The organism is Kytococcus schroeteri, assembly GCF_002847825.1.
In the GTDB taxonomy this organism is placed as follows: domain Bacteria; phylum Actinomycetota; class Actinomycetes; order Actinomycetales; family Dermatophilaceae; genus Kytococcus; species Kytococcus schroeteri.
The window spans coordinates 68,742-89,633 of the sequence record NZ_PKIZ01000010.1 but is presented as its reverse complement, the minus strand read 5'-3'; the positions used below and the strand labels follow the sequence as shown (position 1 = coordinate 89,633).

Below are 20,892 nucleotides of genomic sequence, written 5' to 3'. Positions count from 1 at the left end.
GCAGCAGTCCCATGTCACTCAGACGAGGACGAGGCGGCGACGTGGAACACCGAGTCGCCCTCGCAGTCGCTCGTGGCGTTCTCACCGGGGTTCCCGCCGCCCAGCGCGATCTCGTCGCCCTCGCCGTAGTGGGTGCCCTGGTAGGTGAGGCCGTCGTCCTCCCAGACGACCTCGCCGGTCGGGAACACTGGAACGGTCGTGCCCTGGTGCTCGCCCTCCACGACCCAGCACCCTTCCCGCTGCGTCAGGGTTCCCTTGAGCTGCGCGGCCATCCCGCCAGGCCCCTTGGCCTCGTACTCCTGCGACGGGTTCTCCGATGCTGAAGCGCTCGGAGGGCTCGAGGCCCCCTCATCCGAGGGCTCGTCGCTATCGCCGTTGCTCGTGCATGCAGCCAACGCCAAGAGTGTGACTCCCGTGACCGTGCATCCCCGAACTGAACGCCAGAGTCTCGCGTTCCTCTTCACGGTGGTGAGCCTAAGGCGCACGCCTCGATGAGTCGAGAGGGACTGCGGCTTCGATCCCCGAGCGTGCTCGATCTGCACCTGATGCCTGAGACGGCGCGAGGTGCAGCTGTGCTTGGCGCTCCGATGCACAGCAAGTTCGCTGTACCTGGAAGAGGCGGCGATCGCGACATCTCTTCGCAAGGAAGGGCCACGATGTGCAAACTCTGATCGATCAAGCTCCCTGGATCACTCGGCGGAGCACGAGGGCCGGCCTCCGCGGTGGGTACCGGCCCTCGTGCTGCCCGGCGTGCCCCGGGGCGGCCGGACGCCCGCCCACTCAGCCCAGCAGCTCGGCGGCGATGCCGTCGGCGTCCAGCCCGATCTCGGTGAGGATCTGCCCACGCGAGGCGTGGTCGAGGAAGCGCTGCGGGATGCCGAAGGCGCGCACGGTGCGCTCGGGGAACTCGGCAGCCACGCGTGAGCCCAGGCCGCCGACCACGAGGGCGTCCTCGACCACCGAGACCCGGCCACCGGCGCGCTCCACCTCGGCCCGCAGTCCGTCGGAGAGCGGCAGCACCCACAGCGGGTCCACCACACGGACCGTGCGGCCCGCGGCGCGCAGGCGCTCGGCCAGGTCGAGGGCGACCGGCGCCATGGCCCCGATGGCCACCACCAGCTCGTCCACCGCGCCGTCACCGTCCTGCGTGAGCACGTCCACGCCGTCGCGGTGCGCCACCGCCTCCACCGGCTCGGGCACGCTGCCCTTGGGAAAGCGCAGCACGGTGGGCGCGTCGGTGACCTCCACGGCATCGCGCAGGGCCCGGCGTACGCGCACGCCGTCGCGCGGGGCGGCCAGGTGCAGCCCGGGCACGATGGACAGCAGCGAGTGGTCCCACATGCCGTTGTGGCTGGGCCCGTCCGAGCCGGTGACCCCCGCGCGGTCGAGCACGAAGGTGACGCCCTGGCGGTGCAGCGCGCAGTCCATGAGCAGCTGGTCGAAGGCACGGTTGAGGAAGGTGGAGTAGATGGCCACCACCGGGTGCAGCCCGGCGCGGGAGAGCCCTGCGGCCATGGTGACCGCGTGCTGCTCGGCGATGCCCACGTCGAAGACGCGCTCGGGGAAGCGCGCCTGCATCGGCTCCAGGCCCACCGGGATGAGCATGGCGGCCGTCAGCGCCACCACGTCCTCGCGCTCGGCGGCGATGTCGACGAGCTCCTCGGAGAACTCCTCGGTCCACGCCCGGCCGGCGATCTCCAGCGGCAGCCCGGTCTCGGGATTGATCTTGCCCACGGCGTGGAAGCGGTCGGCCTCGTCGTTGGTGGCCGGGTCGTAACCGCGCCCCTTCTGGGTGATGACGTGCACGATCACCGGGCCGCCGTAGCGCTTGGCCAGGCGCAGGGCGTTCTCCACGTCCGGCAGGTCGTGGCCGTCCACCGGGCCGATGTACTTGATGCCGAGGTCCTCGAAGAGGCCCTGCGGGGCCAGCACGTCCTTGACGCCCTTCTTGAGACCGTGCAGCGCCTCGAACACCGGACGCCCCACCACGGGGGTGCTCTGCACGCTCCTCTTGGTCCAGCTGAGGGCCTGCTCGTAGCGGCGCTGGGTGCGCAGGTGGGCCAGGTGCTCGGCCATGCCGCCCAGGGTGGGCGCGTAGGAACGCTCGTTGTCGTTGACCACCACCACCAGCGGCAGGGTCTTGTCCGCGGCGATGTTGTTGAGCGCCTCCCAGGCCATGCCACCGGTGAGCGCGCCGTCACCGATGACGGCCACGGTGGCGCCCTCCTCGCCGCGCAGGCGCCGCCCCACCGCGATGCCGTGCGCCCAGCTGAGCGAGGTGGAGGCGTGGGAGTTCTCCACCACGTCGTGCTCGGACTCGGCGCGGCTCGGGTAGCCACTCAGCCCGCCGGCCTGGCGCAGCGTGCTGAAGTCGGTGCGGCCGGTGAGCATCTTGTGCACGTAGCTCTGGTGGCCGGTGTCGAACACGATGGGCTCGGCCGGCGAGTCGAACACGCGGTGCAGGGCGATGGTCAGTTCCACCACGCCGAGATTCGGCCCCAGGTGCCCCCCGGCGCGCGAGACGCTCTGGATGAGGCGACTGCGGATCTCCGCAGCCAGACCCGGCAGCCGGTCGGCTGCCAGGGCCTTGAGGTCGTCGGGGTTGCCGATCTGGTCCAACGTGCTCACGCAAAGTCCGTTCCGTCGTGCGAAGGGCCCAGTCTAGAGGCGCGGCACCCAGCGTTCACCGCGGAGCGCCTCGCTGAGCAGCTCGGCGCCCCGGCGCGCCTCGGCCAGGCGGCGCCCCTCGGCGGCCATGTGCTCCATGAGCGAGGGCAGGGCCTCCGGCGGCACGTGCACCCCCACCTGCAGCCGCACGTCGCGCCACGCCTGGCGCAGCACCTCCACCTGCCCGGCCACGTGGCGCTCGGCGATCCACGCCAGCATCACCGGGTGGCGGCGCCAGCCGTCGTAGGCGCGGAAGTCCGCCGGGCAGAGGTCCAGCAGCCAGGCCACCGCGTCATCGCGCCACCCGGGGGCGTCCACGGGGCGCACTGGAGCCGGCCAGCCGGGCGGGCCGGAGCGCGGGTCGCGGGCAGGTGCCATACCCGCAGTCTATGGAACAGGCGTACCGATGCGCCAACCGCGCCTGCGACAGGAGTACTCATGCACCTGCCGTCCCGGTACCCGCCACCGCCGGTCAGTCGCCCGAGTCCTTCTCCCCCGCCTGCGCGGCGAAGGTGTCGCGCACCATCGCGCCGTAGGCGAAACCACCCTCGATGCCGGGGTGCACGCCATCGCTCTGCAGCCACTCGGGGTGCTGCGAGACCAGCGCGTGCCAGTCGGCCACGGCCACGTTGGGGTAGTCCTCGGCGATCTGCCGCAGGTTGTCGTTGGACTCGTCGATCCACGTGGACTTGCCGAAGAGGTTCACCAGCACCACCTGGCGCTCGGGGCCCAGGTCGTCGAGGGTGTCGCGCACCACCTTCTGGTCGCGCACGCCGGCGTTGGTGCCGAAGGCGATGACCACCGAGTCGCGCACGTCTCCGGCGCGCAGGTGGGCACGGATCACCGACTGCCCCTCGGGCCACTGGCGGTTGGACTTGGCGTCGACGGCCAGCCCGGGGAACTCCTCCTTGAACCCGTGGAGGCTGGTGACCACCAACGAGTCACCGAAGACCGAGACCTGGTTGCCCTTCGGGACGTACCAGTCGGAGCCCTTCCCCGTGGGCGCCGTGGACTCCCCCGGCTCGGGCGACGGGGTCGACGAGGGCGAGGCGGCGGGCGACGACGACGCGTCGGGCGAGGGCGAGGCGTCCGGCTCCCCGGTCGGCGAGGGCGAGGCACCCGGGGCCGGGGAGGTGTCCGGGCCGGTGGGGTCGCCGGGCACGACGACCTCGCCGTCGGGACCCACCTGGGCCCCGGGCATCTCGGCCAGCTCCTTCTCGCCGGCCTCGATGGCCAGCTGGGTCTCGGTCTTCTCCGGGGCCGTGGCCACCGCCACACCGCCCATGAGCAGGGCCACCACGGCCGCTCCTGCGGTCACGCGGGCCGGCACCGGTGGGCGCAGCGCGCCGCGGGCACGGACACCCGGGACGGCGCCGCGTCGCGCCGGGCGTGCCCCACGGGGCACCGGACGCCCCCGCTCGGCGGGGCCCCGCACGGCCTCCACCGCCTGCAGCGCCCAGGCCCGGAAGCCCATCCGCCGCACGGGGGTCTCCACCCAGCGGTAGCTGGCCTCGGTGGCTGCCACCGCCAGCGCCAGCGCCAGCAGCCGGGTCAGGAACGAACCCAGCGAGCCCGGGGTCTGCGCCGGCAGCGCGGCCTCGAGCAGCAGCAGCACCGGCCAGTGCCAGAGGTACAGGCCGTAGGAGCGCTCCCCCACCCACTCCATCGGGCGCAGCTCGAGCACCCGGTGCAGGGCGGTGCGGCCCGGCAGCAGGGCGGCGATGACCACCGCGGTGAGCAGGGACACCAGGAACAGCCCGCCGGTGTAGGTCACCGCACGGTCCTCCGGCATCGCCAGGGCCAGCAGCAGCACGCCCGCCAGCGAGCCCACGCCCGCCGGCCCGCGCCACCGGCGCCAAGCGGCCCCTCGCAGCACGCTGCGCCGCGACATCCACAGGAAGGACACCATCACCCCGGCCATGAGGCCGAAGAGGTGGGAGTCGGTGCCGTAGTAGGGGCGGGTCACGTCGGGGGCGGTGACGTACAGCACCGCCATCCACACCGCCGAGAGCACACCCACCACCGAGACCACGGCCATGCGCTCGCGCCAGCGGCCGGTGAGGGCGATGAGCAGCGCCAGAGCGGGTGGCCAGAACAGGTAGAACTGCTCCTCCACCGAGAGCGACCACAGCGGCTTGTAGAGCACGGGCTGGTTCTGGTCGAAGTACGAGGTGCCGTGGGAGATCTCCACCCAGTTGGTGCTGAAGGTCAGGCCGCCGAGCACCTGCCGGCCGAGCCCCACCCGCAGGTCCCCTCCCCGGGTGAGGTCCACCACCAGCACCAGTGCGGTGCACACCAGCAGCAGCAGCACCAGGGCCGGGACCAGCCGGCGGATGCGGCGCATCCAGAAGGTGGGCATGTTCATGTACCCGTTGCGCCGCACCTCGCGCAGCAGCAGCGTGGTGATGAGGAAGCCGGAGATCACGAAGAAGACGTCGACCCCGAGGAAGCCGCCCCGCACGGTGCCGGGCCACAGGTGGAAGAGCACGACCAGCCCCACGGCCAGGGCGCGCAGGCCGTCGAGGCCCTGGATGCGGCCGGAGTCGGCGGCGCCGGAGCCCATGCCGGCCACCGGACGGGTCTCCCCCTTGGGGGCGCCGCGCCGCGCCTGACCCTGCTGCCGGCCCACGGCCACCTCCTCCGGGGGCGCTGCACCCCACCGTTCCGCGGCGCCGGCCTCGTGCCGCGCGCCGGCGACACGATAACGCCCACCACCGACGACCTGCGGCACCGACGCACACCACGGCGCCCGCCCCCGGGTGCGGGGACGGGCGCCGTGGAACTCCTACCGCCTCAGCGGTTCACCGCCTCAGGCGGCGAGCTGGCGCAGCACGTACTGCAGGATGCCGTCGTTGCGGTAGTAGGACATCTCACCGGGGGTGTCGATGCGCACCACGGCGTCGAAGGAGACGGACTCGCCGCCCTCCTTCGTGGCGGTGACCTTCAGCGTCTTCGGGCGCTCACCGGCGTTGAACGCCTCGATGCCCTCGATGTCGAAGGTCTCCGTGCCGTCCAGGCCCAGGGACTCGGCGGACTCGCCCTCGGGGAACTGCAGCGGCAGCACGCCCATGCCGATGAGGTTGGAGCGGTGGATGCGCTCGTAGCTCTGGGCGATGACGGCCTTGACGCCCAGCAGGCGGGTGCCCTTGGCGGCCCAGTCGCGCGAGGAGCCGGAGCCGTACTCCTTGCCCGCCAGCACCACCAGCGGCACGCCGGCCTCCTGGTAGGCCTGCGAGGCCTCGAAGATGGTGGTCTGCTCGCCGCCGGCCAGGAAGTTGCGGGTGAAGCCGCCCTCCACGCCGTCCAGCAGCAGGTTCTTCAGGCGGATGTTGGCGAAGGTGCCGCGCACCATCACCTCGTGGTTGCCGCGGCGCGAGCCGTAGGAGTTGAAGTCCTTGCGCTCCACGCCGTGCTCGGCCAGGTACTTTCCGGCCGGGCTGTCGCCCTTGATGGAACCGGCCGGGCTGATGTGGTCGGTGGTCACCGAGTCACCCAGCAGGGCCAGCACGCGGGCGCCCTTGACGTCCGCCACGTCCGAGGGCTCCATGGACATGCCCTCGAAGTACGGGGGCTTGCGCACGTAGGTGGACTCGCCGTCCCACTCGAAGGTGCTGCCCTCGGGGGTCTCCAGGCCCTGCCAGCGCTCGTCACCGGCGAACACGTCGGCGTAGTCCTTGACGAACAGGTCCTTGGTGATGGCCTCCTTGATGGTGGCCTCCACCTCCTCGGGGGACGGCCAGATGTCCTTGAGGAAGACGTCCTTGCCCTCGGCGTCCTGGCCCAGCGGCTGGGACTCGAAGTCGAAGTCCATGGTGCCCGCGAGCGCGTACGCGATGACCAGCGGCGGGGAGGCCAGGTAGTTCATCTTCACGTCGGGGTTGATGCGGCCCTCGAAGTTGCGGTTGCCCGAGAGCACGGAGACGACGGCGAGGTCGTTCTCGGTGATGGCCTGGCTGATCTCCTCGGTCAGCGGACCGGAGTTGCCGATGCAGGTGGTGCAGCCGTAGCCGACCAGGTGGTAGCCCAGCTTCTCCAGGTAGGGCCACATGCCGGCGGCGTCGTAGTAGCCGGTGACGACCTGCGAGCCGGGGGCCATGGAGGTCTTCACCCACGGGGCCACCGAGAGGCCCTTCTCGACGGCGTTCTTGGCCAGCAGCGCGGCGGCCATCATCACCGACGGGTTGGAGGTGTTGGTGCACGAGGTGATCGAGGCGATGGCCACGGCGCCGTGGTCGATCTCGAAGGTCTCGCCGTCCACGGTCACGCGGACCGGCTTGGACGGGCGCTGGCCACCGTTGGTGGAGATGGCGCTGCGCACCGGCTTGCCGGCCTCGGTGGCTTCCTCGGAGGCGTCCTGGGCGGGGGCGTCGGAGGCCGGGAACGAGTCGGCGAGCTCCTTGTCGACGGCGGAGCCCTGGACCTCGTTGCCCTCGACCACGTAGTTCTGCAGGTCGGCGCGGAACTGCTCGGCGGCCTTGGTCAGCTCGATGCGGTCCTGCGGGCGCTTCGGGCCGGCGATGGAGGGCACCACGGTGGAGAGGTCCAGCTCGAGGCGCTCGGAGAAGCGGGGCTCCACCGAGGGGTCGTGCCAGAGGCCCTGCTCCTTGGCGTAGGCCTCCACGAGGGCGACCTGCTCGTCGGAGCGACCGGTCAGGCGCAGGTAGTCCAGGGTGATGTCGTCCACCGGGAAGATGGCGCAGGTGGAGCCGAACTCCGGCGACATGTTGCCGATGGTGGCGCGGTTGGCCAGCGGCACCGAGGCCACGCCCTCGCCGTAGAACTCCACGAACTTGCCGACCACACCGTGCTCGCGGAGCATCTCGGTGATGGTGAGCACCACGTCGGTGGCGGTGGCGCCGGCGGGGATCTCGCCGGTGAGCTTGAAGCCCACCACGCGCGGGATGAGCATGGAGATGGGCTGGCCCAGCATCGCGGCCTCGGCCTCGATGCCGCCGACGCCCCAGCCGAGCACGCCGATGCCGTTCTCCATGGTGGTGTGGGAGTCGGTGCCGACGCAGGTGTCCGGGTAGGCGGTGAGCTCGCCGTCGACCTCACGGGTCATGGCGACGCGGGCCAGGTGCTCGATGTTCACCTGGTGGACGATGCCGGTGCCCGGGGGAACGACCTTGAAGTCGTCGAAGGCGGTCTGGCCCCAGCGCAGGAACTGGTAGCGCTCCTGGTTGCGCTCGTACTCGATCTCGACGTTCTTCTCGAAGGCGTCGGGGCGGCCGAACACGTCGATGATGACGGAGTGGTCGATGACCATCTCGGCCGGGGCGAGCGGGTTGATGCGGTCGGCGTCACCACCGAGCTCGGCCACGGCCTCGCGCATGGTGGCGAGGTCGACGATGCAGGGCACACCGGTGAAGTCCTGCATGATCACGCGGGCCGGGGTGAACTGGATCTCGACGCTGGGCTCGGCGTTCTCGTCCCAGTCGGCGATGGCCTTGATGTGCTCGGCGGTGATGTTCTCACCGTCCTCGGTGCGCACGAGGTTCTCGAGCAGCACCTTGAGGCTGTAGGGCAGGGTCGCGGCGCCCTCGAGGCCCTCGACGTCCTTGATGCGGTGGATCGCGTACTCGTTGTCGCCGACCTTCAGGGTCGACTTGGCTCCGAAGCTGTCGCTCACAACCATTCCCTTCGTCGTGCCGCCCGCGCGCAGGGGCGCCGGGTGGCCGTGGTGGTGGTGCAGCGCGCCGCGAACCGGCGCCCTGCCGTCGTCATCCATTCTGTGACCTCCGGAACGCCCGGTCCACCGAGGTGGACCTGCGTGCAGCAGCGGGGGCGGATGACCTGGAACTTTTTTATCTTGACGTCAAGAGAATATCAGAGGCCCGCCCGTCGCCGATCCCGGCCCTCGGTGGGCCGGGTGCCGTGCCCGCCGCGAGTCAGGGGCGGCGGAGCGTGGCGATCGCCTCGACGTGGTGGGTGTTGCCGAAGGCGTCGAATCCGACCACCTTCTCCACCTGCAGCCCCAGGGTGCGGGCGGTGCCCAGGTCGCGCCCGAGCGCCGCCGGGTCGCACGCCACGTACGCGATGCGGGAGGCGCCGCTGGCGGCGACCGCGTCCATGACCGCCCTCCCGGCCCCGGCGCGCGGCGGGTCGAGCACCACGAGGTCGGGGGCCTGGCCCTCCCAGCCGGACAGCGAGCGCGCCACGTCCCCGACGAGCAGGTCGGCCGGGGTGCCCGGGGCGTGCTCCTCCAGGGCGGCCGCGCAGGCGTCGACGGCGGGCTCGTACCCCTCCACGCCGAGCACGGCACCGGCCTCGCCCACCGCCAGCGCGAGCGGCACGGTGAAGGCACCCGACCCGCAGTAGAGGTCCCAGGCCCGCTCCCCCGGCTGCGGGGCCAGCTCGGCCAGCACGTGCTCCACGAAGGTGGGCACCGCCGCCGGGTGCGCCTGCCAGAAGCCGCGCGCCCCCAGGCGCACCGGCAGCTCGCGGCCGTCGGGGGCGACGGTGCGTTCGGTGACCTCGGGTTCCTGCCCGAGCACGCGGCCGCGGTGCCCGAGCTCCACGGCGACCGGCTCCGAGAGGGCCGGGTCCACGGCATCGACGGCGCGGACGCCCCGCGGGCGCGGGGTGCCGAGTCCCGCTGCACCCACCACCCCGGAGGTCGCGATGAGGCAGTCGTCCACCGGCAGCACGTCGTGGCTGCGGTGGGCGCGCAGGCCCGGCACGCCCTCGGGGTCGGTGGCGAACTCCACCCGGGTGCGCCAGCGCGTGCCCGGGGCGACGCCCGGCACCGCCAGGGGACGCACCTCCACCGGCAGCTCCAGCCCGGCCAGGCGGCGCAGTTGCTCGGAGAGCACATGGGCCTTGAGCTGCAGCTGGGTGCCGGGGGTGGCGTGCTGCAGGTCGCAGCCACCGCACCCGCCGGGGCCGGCCCACCGGCACGGCGCCTCGCGACGGCCGGGGGCGGCGCGGAGCACCTCCACGGCGTCGGCACGCAGGAAGCGGCTGGTGCTGCCGCCCTCGGTGACGGTGAGGCGCACCTGCTCACCGGGCAGCGCGTGCCGCACGAAGACGACCTGTCCCTCGGCGGTGCGGGCCACGCAGTGGCCGCCGTGGGCGAACTCCCCCACCTCCACCACCGCACTCGTGCCGACGAGGTCCTGCGGCTCGGGGGACGTGCGGTTCCGGCGGCTCATGGGCCGGAGTCTAGGTGGGACGCCTCGACCCGGCCCGGCCCCGGGGCCGTGCCGGCGGGAGCGCTCAGCCCTCGCGGGCGAGCTGCTCGGCCTCGGCCTCCAACGGGGCGTCCACGGCGGTGCGGCCGGTGGCCAGCATCGCCACCATCGCCCCGACGGCCACGAGGTACAGCGGCCAGCCCATGACGATCTTGGCCACGCCCAGCGCCGCCACGTTCCCGGCCAGGTACATGGGCAGCATCACGGCCACGCGCACCGCGTAGAGCGCCACGAGCGCCCAGGTGAGTCGGGAGCACACCCTCACCATGGCGCGCGAGCGGCGCCAGCCGGTGGGGTCGGTCTCGAACTGCGGGTCGCCCAGGGCCACGAGGAAGCCGACCACCGGCCACCGCACCAGGACCGAGACCAGCGTGAGGACGCACCACGCGGCCGACATGAGGATGCCGGGCAGGAAGGCGTCCTGGGCCTCCCCCGAGCGGAGGGCGAAGAAGGCCGCCAGGGCCGTGGCGAAGACCGACGCCCCGAGGTAGCGCAGGGTGCCGCCTGCGGCGAACCGGGCCACGGCGAGCACGCCGAGCACCACCACCGAGGCGATGACGGCGCCGCGCACGTCGTGCCGCAGCAGCCACCAGGTCACGAAGGCCACGGTGGGCAGGGCGGCCTCGAGCGATCCGCGCCACCCGCCGAGGGCCTCGGCGAGCCGGTGGCGGATGACGTGCTCGACCGTCTCGGCGGCGGCCGCCTCGGAGCGCGGCGCGGAGGGTGCGCTGCCGTCGCCGGCCGCGCCGGCGGGGGTGGCCATCAGGCCGGACCGGTGCCCGGGCGGGGCTGGCTGCGCGCCGCCATCGAGCCGTTCTCCGGGTTGTCCGAGGGCAGGTGCAGGGGCAGCAGCGAGCGCGGCTCGCGCGGGACCTCGTCGCGGTGCACCACGGTGGCCTTGAGCAGGGCGTACATGAGGCCGGCCTTCTCGCGGTCCACCGCGGCCGGGCCGGAGATGACGCCGCGCAGGAACCAGCCGGGGCCGTCCACGCCCACGAAGCGCACCGGCGCGGTCCTGGCCTCCCCCTGGCCGTCACCGAGCTGGCCGGTGCGCGGCATGCGCGCGTGGATCTCCGGGCCCAGCGGGCCGTCCACCACGGCGCCGTGGCTGCCGGAGCGCTCCAGGCCCTCCACGAGGCCGGAGCGGATGTCCTCCCACAGCCCGCCGCTCAGCGGGGCGGCGTAGGCCTGGAGCTGCAGGTTGGAGTCGCCCACGAGGACGTTCACCGCCGTGACGGCGCCGGTGGCGCGGTCGGACTCCAGGCGCATCTGCATGCCGCCCACGCCGGGCACCCAGATCGAGCCCATGTCCACGCGGTTGCGGGGCGAGGGCACCTCGGTGGAGTCGTACGGGCCGGTGGCGCGCAGGCCCTCGGGGCGCGGCAGGCCCAGCGCGGCGGCCTCCTCGGACTCGGCGCGCAGCATGTCGCGCTGCTCGGGCTCCATCTCGGCGGCCTCGTCGGGGAGCTCCTCGGCCGCGGCGGTCTCGGACGCGGGCTCGACCGCGGCCACGATGCCCTCCAGGCCGCCCATCCGGTCCACCTCGTCGGCGGAGAGGCCGAGCTCCCGCAGCTCGTCGTCGGTCAGGTCGGAGCCACGCACGGACCCGGCCGGGGCCTGGTGGTCGGGCTGGGTGCGGGACCGCTTGAACAGTGCCATGCCTTAGGTGTCTCCTCGTCGGTGCGGCGGGTGGTGCCAGGTGCTCAGCGTCCGGTGGACCCGTGTCCGCCGGTGCCGCGCTCGGTGGTGCCCAACAGCGCCACGTCCTCGACCTCCTCGATGGCGGGGAGCTCCACCCGCTGCACGAGCAGCTGGGCGATGCGGTCCCCGACACCCACCGTAAAGGGTGCGGTCCGGTCGGTGTTCAGCAGGCACACGCGGACCTCCCCGCGGTAGCCGGCGTCGATGGTGCCCGGCGCGTTCACCACGGTGATGCCGTGGCGTGCGGCCAGCCCGGAACGGGGGTGGACCAGGCCCACCGTGCCCGGTTCCAGGGCCACCGCGATGCCGGTGCCCACGAGGGCCCGCTCGCCGGGGGCCAGGGTGACCTCCTCGCTGGCGTACAGGTCCGCACCCGCGTCGTCGGCGTGCGCCCGGGTGGGCAGCGTGGCCGACGGCGTGAGGCGGGCGACGCGCAGCGAGGGGGTCATCGTGCTCTCAGGCGCACTCCGAGCAGACCAGCTGGCCGTTCTTCTCGGCGGCCAGCTGGCTGCGGTGGTGCACCAGGAAGCAGGAGGAGCAGGTGAATTCGTCGGTCTGCGTGGGCAGCACGCGCACCGACAGCTCCTCGGAGGAGAGGTCGGCGCCGGGCAGCTCGAAGCCCTCGGCCTGCTCGGTCTCGTCGACGTCGACGTTGCCGGAGGTGGTGTCGCCGCGGCGGTTCTTCAACTCCTCGATCGAGTCGGCCTCGATGTCGTCGTCGTTCTTGCGCGGAGCGTCGTAATCGGTCGCCACAGCCATCTCCTGGAAGTAAGGGACACCGCGCCGGGCCGGCGCAGCACGCGCGGAGAGTGCACCATCCGCGGGGATTTTGCAACACCGTTGCCGGCGCGGTGATTCCCGCGCCGGATCACGCCTCCAGCCGCACCAGCTCGTCGTGCAGCCAGCGGCCCACCGACGGCCCGCCGGCCACCACCACGGGGTCCCCCAGCGGGGCACCTCCCAGGCCGCCGACGACGCCCCCGGCCTCGCTCACCACGAGCACCCCGGCGGCGTGGTCCCACACCTGCGTGCCCTTCTCGTAGTAGGCGTCCAGGCGGCCGGCGGCCACGCAGCACAGGTCGAGGGCGGCCGAGCCCATGCGGCGCAGGTCGCGCACCTGCGGCAGCAGCGCGGCGGCCACCCGACCCTGCTCGCGGCGGCGCCCGGCGTCGTACCCGAACCCGGTGCCCACCAGGGCGCGGCCCGGGTCCTCCAGAGAGGTGACCGCCAAGGACCGCTCGCGCCCGTCGGGGCCCTGCAGCACCGCCCCCTGCCCGAGGCCGGCGTGGAAGAGCTCGCCCCAGACCGGGGCGCCCACGGCACCGGCCACGGTGCGCCAGGCGCCCGGCGTGCGCGGGTCGCCCACCACGCACGCCACCGAGACCCCCCAGGCCGGCAGGCCGTAGAGGTAGTTCACGGTGCCGTCGACGGGGTCCACCACCCACGTGAGGCCCGACGCACCCGCTGCCCCCTCGGCGCCGTACTCCTCCCCCAGCACCGCGTCGTCCGGGCGCGCTGCGGCCAGCTGCTCGCGGAGCCACTGCTCACTGGCCCGGTCGGCCGCGGTCACCACGTCGGTGGCCGAGGACTTGGTGTCGGCCACCTCGACGGTGTCCGGCCTCCCGGCCAGCAGCCGTTCGCCGGCCTCGCGGGCCAGGCGGGCGGCCAGGGCGCGCAGCGAGGCGATCGTCCCGGCACCGGGCACCGGCAGGTCACCGGCACCGGCGGGCACGGCGCCGAAGGTGACGGTGGGCTGCTCAGCCATCGGCCTGCTCCCGGTACCAGGCGGGCTGCTCAGCCGGGTCGCCGCACAGCGCCGGCAGCGCCTCGCGCAGGTTGGGGCAGCACCCCGGCGCGCACTGCGAGGGCATGGCCGGCGAGGGCGGCCACTGGCGGTGCTCCACCGCCTCGCCGCGGGTCTCGGCGGCCCGCTCCAGCAGCAGGTCCACCAGCCCGGAGACGAACTGCCGGTCGGTGCCCACGGTGGGCACGCGCACCATCGACAGGCCGTGCTCGGCGGCGGTGGCAGTGGCCTCCACGTCGAGGTCGTAGACCACCTCCATGTGGTCGCTCACGAACCCGATGGGGGCCACCGCCACCGCGGTGAAGCCCTCGCCGGCGAGCGCCTCCAGGTGGTCGTTGACGTCCGGCTCCAGCCACGGGTGGTGCGGGGCGCCGGAGCGCGAGCAGTACACGAGGTCGGTGCGCAGCACGGCGCCGAAGGTGGCCTCCAGCTCGTCCTCGATCGCGCCGGTGAGCTGCTCGTGCTGGCGCTGGTACACCTCGCCGTCGCTGTCGCCCGGGCCGGAGGTCTCGTCCATGGCCACCGGGATGGAGTGGGTCACCATCACCACGGCCACCTGCTCGGGGCGGTGCTCGGCGAGCAGGCCTCGGACGGCCTCGGTCACCAGGTGGGCGTTGGTGGCCGAGAAGCCCGGGGCGTGGACGTAGGGGCGCACCTTGTCGATGCGCACCGGCGCTCCCCCGGCGTCGTGGTGGTCGACCACGGCCTGCGCGAGGTTCTCCCGGTACTGCCGGCAGCTGGAGTAGCTGGAGTAAGCGCTGGTGGTCAGCGCCAGCAGGCGGCGGTGGCCCGCGGCCGAGGCCTCGGCCACGACGTCGGACAGGAAGGGCGCGCTGTTGCGGTTGCCCCAGAGCACCGGCACCTCCACCTCGCGGCGGGCGAGCTCGGCCTCGAGGGCGGCCAGCAGGGCGCGGTTCTGGTCGTTGATGGGGCTGCGTCCGCCGAAGTGGTGGTAGTGCGCACCCACCTCCTCGAGGCGCTCGTCGGGGATGCCGCGGCCGGCGGTCACGCGGCGCAGGAAGGGCAGCACCTCCTCGGGGGCCTCCGGGCCACCGAAGCTGGTGAGCAGCACCGCGTCGTACGGCGCGAGGGGCGAGTCGGTCATCGGGCGTCTCCTGTCGTCAGGGCCTGGGGCAGGTGCCAGTCGAACACGATGCTGGCGATGCGGATTCCGAACACGACCCCGATGATGGGCCACACGGTCTGCGGGGACACCAGGCCGTGCTCGTGGGCCAGCGCCGTGAGCGTGGCGCCCAGCAGCGCGGGCAGGGCGTAGAGCTCGCGGCGCAGCAGCTCGGGCACCTGGCCGGCCACCACGTCGCGCAGCACCCCGCCGCCCACCGCCGAGACGGTGCCCACGATGACGGCGGTCACCGGGCCCACCTCCGCGCGCGTGGCCACGAGCGTCCCCGAGACGCAGAAGAAGGCCAGCCCCAGGGCGTCGAGCAGCCGGATGGGGCGCTGCACCCGGTGCATGCCGGTGTGCAGGGCGAAGGTGACCAGGCCGCCGAGCACGGCGGCGGTGATCATGCGCCAGTCCGAGACCCCCATCGGCGGGACGGCCCCGATGAGGACGTCGCGGATGGTGCCGCCCCCGAGCCCGGTGAGCCAGGCGAGCACGAGCACGCCCACGAGGTCGAGGCCGCGCCGCACCGCCACCAGCGCGCCGGAGACCGCGAACGCGAAGACCCCCACGAGGTCCAGCGCGAGCGCGAGGGCCGGTTCGAAGGGGGTCACCGCGTCATCCTAGGCCGCGGCGTGGTACCCGACGCGACGCCCGGGCCCGTGGCATGGTGCGATGGAGCCCCGCCGCACGTCGTGGCCGCGGGACACCGACGAGAGCCCACCGCCGCAGGTGGCGGGACCGATGCGAGGAGTTGCCGATGGACGAGCTCACCTTCCTCGGGGTCGATGACTCCGAGGACCACCTGCTGCTGCAGGACGCCGCGGGCACCCGGTACACGGTGGCCGTCACCCCGGCGCTCACCACCGCCCTGCGCCGCCGTCCCGAGCACGCCGTGTCGGCCGCCCCGGAGGTGGCCGTGACGCCGCGCGAGGTGCAGGCCATGATCCGCGCCGGTGCGAGCACCGAGGAGGTGGCCGAGGCCTCCGGGTGGAGCACGGACAAGATCGGCCGCTACGAGGCGCCCATCCTCGCCGAGCGCGGCCACGTGGCGGGTCTGGCCCGGGGGGCCTTCCTGCCCTCCTTCGGGCGGGGTTCCTCCCCCACCCTGGAGAAGCGCGTCAAGGAGCGTCTGGTGATGCGCGGCCTGCGCCCGGACGACGCGTGGTGGGACGCCTGGCGCCAGGACGGCACCCCGTGGGCCGTGAGCCTGTCCTTCGAGGCCGGCGGGCGCACCCGCACCGCGGTGTGGCACTTCGACCCCATGACCTCGGCCCTGACCCCGCAGGACGACGAGGCCCGGTGGCTGAGCACCGCCGAGGAGGACGGCTTCGAGGACGACGCCCCGGCCGCGGCCCAGGAGGCCCCGGCCGCGCCGGGCGTCGGGCACGAGCCGGTGAGCCACGCCCGCACCACCCGCGGCGAGGCGGGGGGCCCGCTGCCGACGGCCCCCGGCACGTCCCGTGGGCAGGAGGGCGAGCAGGCCGGCGACGAGCACGCCGATGAAGCCGACCAGGCGACCGACGTCTCCGGGGACCACCGCCGCGCCCAGTCGCCGGAGAGCGCCCCCGAGCACGACGCCGCCGACGAGCCGGCCCCGCAGGAGCCCACCCGCACCGGTGGGGCCGCGGTGCCCGAGCCGGTCGAGGAGCCGCAGGAGCGCGAGGCACCCCTGGCCCCGCGGCAGCGCTCGCAGAAGCGCCGTGGGCGCCCGTCGGTGCCCAGCTGGGACGACATCATGTTCGGCGGCTCCAAGGGCTGAGCCCCTCGCCCGCCCGTCGCGGTGCCCCCGTCCTGCTCAGCGAGGCGGGGGCACCGCGCACACGTCGAGGTCGAAGGGCAGCAGCTCCCCCTCGGGCGAGGAGACCCGTGCCACGTGCGAGGTCATACGCCGCATGAAGTGGCGACGGCAGAGCACCTCGTACTCCACCTGCGGCGTGGGCGCGTCCGAGCCGCCGACGTCGCCCACGGCCACCTGGTCGCCGTCGGTGACCATGTGCCCGTCCACCACGCGGGCGTTGTGCGTGGCGCGGCGGCCGCACCAGCACAGGGCCTCCACCTGCAGCAGGTGGGTGCGGTCGGCGAGCTCCAGCAGGCGCTTGCTGCCGGGGAACAGCTGGGCGCGGAAGTCGGCGGTGATGCCGAACGCGAAGACGTCCACCTCCAGCTCGTCCACGAGGCGCGCCAGCTGCTCCACCTGCGCGGCGCTGTAGAACTGCGCCTCGTCGCAGATGAGGTAGTGCACCGGGCGGCCCTTGGTGGCCTCGGCCACCACCATCGCGAAGAAGTCGAGCTGGTCGTGCACCTCGAGGGCCTCGCGCTGCAGGCCCAGACGGGAGCTGACGGTGGCCTCCCCGGCGCGGTCGTGGGAGGTGAACACCAGACCGTGGCGGCCACGGGCCCGGTGGTTGTGGTCCATCTGCAGCGCCAGGGTGGACTTGCCGCAGTCCATGGTGCCGGTGAAGAAGGCGAGCTCAGCCACGGGTCACCGAGCCGGCAGGAGCACGTCGGGCACCAGCAGCTCCTCGCGGTGCAGACCGCCGTGCCAGCCCTTGAGCGACATCTGGCCGGTGCTGTCCGGCCCCGGCACGAAGGCCAGGAAGCGGTCGTCCCGGGCCACCACGAGCACGTCGCCGATGCGGGACAGGTTCTCCGCGGTGGTGCCGGGGCCGAACCAGCCCGAGGCCACCGCCTCGGCACGGGTCACCACGAGCGCGCCGTCCCCGGCGGCCTCGCGCCAGGCGTCCACGAGCTCGGCCTGCTGGGCCCGGTCCGGCTCACCCTGGCGTCCCTCGGGGGACTCGTCGGCCCGGGGCAGGTACAGGAAGCGACAGCGCGGGTCACCGGCCACCGCGGCCACCCCCTCCACGAGGTGGGCGTGCTGCGGGTCGTCGGTGCGCAGGGCCCCGGCCGGGTCGATGCCGAGCATGCCGTGGTCGGCGGTCAGCGAGAAGTGGACCCCCGGCGGCAGGCCCTCCACGAGCTCGCGCAGGGCGGCGTCCACCTCCTCCAGGGCGCCGGTCCAGTCCACCGAGCCGGGCCCCTGGGCGTGGCCGATCTGGTCGAGCACCGGCCAGTACAGGTAGGCCGCCGTCGGCTCGCTGCGGCTGGAGCGGCGCGCGAGGTCGAGCCCGGCGGCGGTCCAGGCACCCAGCCCGTCCGCGGGCAGGTAGGTGCCCCCGCGCTGGGCGGCCCGGGTGAGGGCCGAGGTGGCGAACTTCTTCTGTCCCACGCGCACCACGCGCACCCCGGCATCGGCCAGGCGGCCGAAGAGGGTGGGCTGGGTCTGCCAGGCCAGCGGGTCCGGTCCGTCCTTCCACGAGAGGTGGTTGAACACCGTGGAGGTGCGCGGGTCGCGCACCGCGTAGCCCACGTGGCCGTGCACCGCCGGCGGCACGCCGGTGGCGTGCGTGGCCAGGGAGACGGCGGTGGTGCTGGGGAAGCCGCAGACCGCCGGGGTGCTCACCTGCGGGTCCTGCAGCAGCGAGCGCAGGAAGGGTGCGTGCCCGGCGTAGCGCTCCAGCGTGGTCCAGCCCAGGCCGTCCAGCAGCACGCTCACCACGCCGTGGGCCGGCGGCAGCTCGCGGACGGGCAGGTCCGGCAGGTCGACGCCCAGAGAGGCGCCGAGGCTCGCGAAGAGGGAGGCCAGGCCGCCCGGCGCGTAGCCCAGGGCGGGGTCGACGGACTCGATGTCCAGCAGCGGGTGCGTGCTCACGCCGGACCTCAGCGCCCCAGGTTGGCCTGCACGGCGCGGGCGAAGTCCAGCGCCTCCTGCACCGCCTGGGCCCCGGAGACCTCCCCGCTGACGCGCAGCGAGATGTCGTCACCGGCCACCGTGCCCTCGTAGCCGTGGTCGCCCTCGCACTGCGGGTCGGCGCAGCCGGCCGGCACGAGGTCCAGGCGGCTGATCGCACCCCATCCGAGGGTCAGCGTGACCTCCCGGCCCAGGCTGCCCGGCCGGTAGTCCTCCGGGTTGGCCATGACGTGCGAGAGCACCACGCCGCGCAGACGGCTCAGCGGCACCGTCTCGGTGGTGGCCATGGCCACCGGCGCGGACTCCACGTGCTCTGCCTCGCGGTCGTCGGCGTGCGCGATGACCAGCCGCCCGGGCGTGAGGACGAGCACCGTGAGGTGGCGCCGCACGGTGTCGGTGTCGAAGGTGGCCTCCTGGTGCACCAGGTGGGCCTGCACCTCCTGGCCCGCCACGGCGGTGGCCACCACGTCGGCCACGAGGGCCGGGTAGTAGCCGGCCGCCTCGATGTCGTCGGCCAGGTCCTGCGGCAGGGAGTCCGCGGGCACCTGGGGGTCGTGCGACTCGTGGAGGCGTCCAAGCATGGGGGTCATCCTGCCACCCGGCACCGACGACCTCCCGCTGGGCGGCCTCAACGGGAGATGCTGCGACGCCCCGCGTCCTGGCGCACCTTGGGGCGGCGCACCGTGGCCCGGGCGCCGTGCACCACCACCCCGTCGGCCCGCACCTCCACCGGGCTCAACTGCAGCTCGGCGAGCTCGGGTACCGCGTCGGCCAGCACGGCCACGCGCGCCAGCAGGTCCTCCAGGGCGGCCCGGTCCACGCCGCGCGCGGTGAGCAGGCGGCTGCCCTGCAGGGAGTCCACGAGGTCGTGCACGTCGGCGTCGGTGAGCGGCGGCACCCGGTAGGAGGGGGTGCCGAGCAGCTCGGCGGTGCGCCCGTGGAAGCGCAGCAAGACCACCGGACCGAAGAGCGGGTCCTCCACCGCCTCCACCACCAGCGGCACCACCTCGCCCGGCCAGCCCGCGGCCGGCTCCCCGGGGGCCGCCGGGTCGTGCTCGATGCCCACGGCGGACAGCAGGTCCTCGAGCTCCTCGGGGCGCAGCTCCCGGCCGGCCGGGGCCGAGCGCAGCGCGTCGCCGGCCACCTCCTGCGCGGCGTCCAGCGACTGCCAGGTGACCCCCTCGGGCTGCACCAGGGTGCCCCGCGAGGAGCGGCGCCAGGCGGCGTAGCGCTCCACGGCGTTGAGCGCCCGCACCGCGTCCTCGGGGGTCATGTACGCCGGCACCACCTCGGTGACGGGACCCTCCGGGGTGTCCTTGGTGGCCGAGAGGGTCTCGTCGACGCCGTCCATGCCCGTCATCGTGGTCAGGCAGGGCTTGTCCTGGTCGAGGGCCACCCGGCCCACCGTGCGGGCCAGGTCCGTGCCGTCGCCCACCAGCGGCGGGATGAACACCGCGAGCACCGCGTGCACGGACGGGTCGGCGAAGGCCTCCTCCAGCGCGGCGGCCACCTCCTCCATCGAGGCGTCGTGCGCGAGCGAGGCGGGCTCGCGGGCCATCTCCAGCCCCCAGCCCACGCACGCGTCGGCGGCCAGGGCGGCCAGCGAGCTGGAGTTGCCCACGATGGCCACGCCACGCCCCTCCGGCAGCGGCTGGTGCAGCGCCAGCTGGGCCACGTTGAACATCTGGTGCAGGTTGCTCACGCGGATCACGCCGCTCTGGCGCAGCATCGCGTCCAGCGCCTCCGGGCTGGCCTGGCTGCGGCGGATGAGGTGCCCCGGCGGCACGCCGTAGCCCGAGGTGCCGGACTTGATGACGATGACCGGCTTGCGCGCGGCCAGCCGCTGCGAGATGCGGAAGAACTTGCGGGCGTTGCCCAGGGTCTCCAGGTAGAGCCCCACCGCGGCGGTGTCCTCGTCGTCGATCCAGTACTGCATGAGGTCGTTGCCCGAGACGTCCGCACGGTTGCCCGCCGAGACGAAGGTGGACAGGCCCACGCCGCGCTGCCGCGCCATCTGCGTCACCGAGACGCCCAGCGCACCGGACTGGGCGAAGAGCCCGAACCGCCCCCGCACGGACGGCGCGCCCAGCGTGGCGTTGAGCGAGACTTCCTGCGCGGAGTTGCTCAGCCCGTAGGAGTTGGGGCCCACCAGACGCATGCCGTGCCAGTGCACCAGCCGCAGCAGCTCGCGCTGGCGCCGCGCCCCCTCCTCGCCGGCCTCGGCGAACCCGGCCGAGACCACGAGCACTGAGCGCACCCCGATGGCGGCGCAGTCGGCCACCACCTCGTGCACCTTCTCGGCCGGCAGGGCGACGATCGCCAGGTCCACCGGGCCCTCGACCTCTCGCACGCTGGGCGTGGTGGTGATGCCCAGCAGCTCGGGCACCTCGGGGTGCACCACCTCCAGGCGCCCGGTGTACCCGCCGGCCACGATCTCCTCGAGCACCTTGTGCCCGATGGTGCCCTCGCGCCGCGAGACGCCGATCATCACCACCGACTCCGGGCGCAGCACGCGGGCCACCGAGCGGGACTCGGCGCGCTGCTCGCGGGCCTCGCGGACGGTGCGGGAGGTCTCGTTGGGCTGGATCTCGAAGGACACCGCGATGACGCCGTCCTCGAAGCGGTGGGCCACCTCGTAACCGGCCTCGGTGAA

General features: G+C 73.8%; 18 protein-coding genes. 1 reads left to right on the top strand and 17 read right to left on the bottom strand.

The window, feature by feature from the left end; all coding sequences use genetic code 11:
* Nucleotides 1-14 precede the first annotated feature (14 nt).
* The 13 genes from CYJ76_RS06580 to CYJ76_RS06520 all read right to left on the bottom strand — a co-directional run bounded on the left by CYJ76_RS06580 (nucleotide 15) and on the right by CYJ76_RS06520 (nucleotide 15,099).
* Nucleotides 15-272 (bottom strand): hypothetical protein, encoded by a 258-nt coding sequence (locus CYJ76_RS06580; protein WP_101849601.1) that lies wholly within the window; start codon nucleotides 270-272, stop codon nucleotides 15-17.
* Between the two features lie 508 nt (nucleotides 273-780).
* Nucleotides 781-2,628 carry a 1-deoxy-D-xylulose-5-phosphate synthase gene (dxs, locus tag CYJ76_RS06575; RefSeq protein ID WP_101849600.1) on the bottom strand — a complete coding sequence of 616 codons (1,848 nt, stop codon included), beginning with the start codon at nucleotides 2,626-2,628 and terminating at the stop codon, nucleotides 781-783.
* A gap of 33 nt (nucleotides 2,629-2,661) precedes the next feature.
* A complete protein-coding gene (locus CYJ76_RS06570) occupies nucleotides 2,662-3,045 on the bottom strand; it encodes a hypothetical protein (protein ID WP_070704371.1) in 384 nt (127 codons plus the stop codon).
* Nucleotides 3,046-3,139: 94 nt separating this feature from the next.
* Complete coding sequence (locus CYJ76_RS06565) at nucleotides 3,140-5,296, bottom strand: acyltransferase family protein (protein WP_101849599.1); 2,157 nt, start codon at nucleotides 5,294-5,296, stop codon at nucleotides 3,140-3,142.
* A gap of 180 nt (nucleotides 5,297-5,476) precedes the next feature.
* On the bottom strand, nucleotides 5,477-8,302 hold the full coding sequence (locus CYJ76_RS06560) for an aconitate hydratase (RefSeq protein WP_070704473.1): 2,826 nt from the start codon (nucleotides 8,300-8,302) through the stop codon (nucleotides 5,477-5,479).
* 253 nt (nucleotides 8,303-8,555) lie between these two features.
* On the bottom strand, nucleotides 8,556-9,818 hold the full coding sequence (locus CYJ76_RS06555; protein ID WP_101849598.1) for a class I SAM-dependent RNA methyltransferase: 1,263 nt from the start codon (nucleotides 9,816-9,818) through the stop codon (nucleotides 8,556-8,558).
* A gap of 64 nt (nucleotides 9,819-9,882) precedes the next feature.
* The gene (locus tag CYJ76_RS06550) at nucleotides 9,883-10,620 is read right to left on the bottom strand and encodes a DUF3159 domain-containing protein (RefSeq protein WP_101849597.1); all 738 of its coding nucleotides are present in this window, start codon (nucleotides 10,618-10,620) and stop codon (nucleotides 9,883-9,885) included.
* Nucleotides 10,620-11,516 (bottom strand): DUF3710 domain-containing protein, encoded by an 897-nt coding sequence (locus CYJ76_RS06545; protein ID WP_101849596.1) that lies wholly within the window; start codon nucleotides 11,514-11,516, stop codon nucleotides 10,620-10,622. Before CYJ76_RS06545 ends, CYJ76_RS06550 begins: the two co-directional genes overlap by 1 nt.
* A gap of 44 nt (nucleotides 11,517-11,560) precedes the next feature.
* The gene (gene dut, locus CYJ76_RS06540; RefSeq protein ID WP_070705420.1) at nucleotides 11,561-12,007 is read right to left on the bottom strand and encodes a dUTP diphosphatase; all 447 of its coding nucleotides are present in this window, start codon (nucleotides 12,005-12,007) and stop codon (nucleotides 11,561-11,563) included.
* Nucleotides 12,008-12,014: 7 nt separating this feature from the next.
* Nucleotides 12,015-12,311: a DUF4193 domain-containing protein gene (locus CYJ76_RS06535; protein WP_070705421.1), complete on the bottom strand. Its 297-nt coding sequence runs from the start codon at nucleotides 12,309-12,311 to the stop codon at nucleotides 12,015-12,017.
* A gap of 115 nt (nucleotides 12,312-12,426) precedes the next feature.
* Entirely contained in the window at nucleotides 12,427-13,323 is an 897-nt protein-coding gene (locus CYJ76_RS06530; protein WP_101849595.1) for an inositol monophosphatase family protein, read from the bottom strand.
* Entirely contained in the window at nucleotides 13,316-14,467 is a 1,152-nt protein-coding gene (locus tag CYJ76_RS06525; protein WP_101849594.1) for a ferrochelatase, read from the bottom strand. Before CYJ76_RS06525 ends, CYJ76_RS06530 begins: the two co-directional genes overlap by 8 nt.
* Nucleotides 14,464-15,099, bottom strand: a complete 636-nt coding sequence (locus CYJ76_RS06520) for a trimeric intracellular cation channel family protein (protein ID WP_101849593.1) — start codon at nucleotides 15,097-15,099, stop codon at nucleotides 14,464-14,466. Before CYJ76_RS06520 ends, CYJ76_RS06525 begins: the two co-directional genes overlap by 4 nt.
* A gap of 146 nt (nucleotides 15,100-15,245) precedes the next feature.
* On the opposite strand from CYJ76_RS06520, the gene sepH reads away from it, so the two are divergent.
* Nucleotides 15,246-16,247 (top strand): septation protein SepH, encoded by a 1,002-nt coding sequence (sepH, locus tag CYJ76_RS06515; RefSeq protein WP_180802234.1) that lies wholly within the window; start codon nucleotides 15,246-15,248, stop codon nucleotides 16,245-16,247.
* A gap of 36 nt (nucleotides 16,248-16,283) precedes the next feature.
* Here sepH and CYJ76_RS06510 read toward each other — a convergent pair whose 3' ends face one another.
* From CYJ76_RS06510 to CYJ76_RS13080, 4 genes are all read right to left on the bottom strand, one after another.
* A complete protein-coding gene (locus CYJ76_RS06510) occupies nucleotides 16,284-16,967 on the bottom strand; it encodes a thymidine kinase (RefSeq protein WP_070705678.1) in 684 nt (227 codons plus the stop codon).
* A 3-nt stretch (nucleotides 16,968-16,970) separates the two neighbouring features.
* Nucleotides 16,971-18,200: an alkaline phosphatase family protein gene (locus CYJ76_RS06505; RefSeq protein WP_180802233.1), complete on the bottom strand. Its 1,230-nt coding sequence runs from the start codon at nucleotides 18,198-18,200 to the stop codon at nucleotides 16,971-16,973.
* Nucleotides 18,201-18,208: 8 nt separating this feature from the next.
* Nucleotides 18,209-18,820 carry a DUF5998 family protein gene (locus CYJ76_RS06500; protein WP_070703275.1) on the bottom strand — a complete coding sequence of 204 codons (612 nt, stop codon included), beginning with the start codon at nucleotides 18,818-18,820 and terminating at the stop codon, nucleotides 18,209-18,211.
* A 47-nt stretch (nucleotides 18,821-18,867) separates the two neighbouring features.
* A partial coding sequence (locus tag CYJ76_RS13080) for an acetate--CoA ligase family protein (RefSeq protein ID WP_101849590.1) occupies nucleotides 18,868-20,892 on the bottom strand: 2,025 nt, incomplete at its 5' end.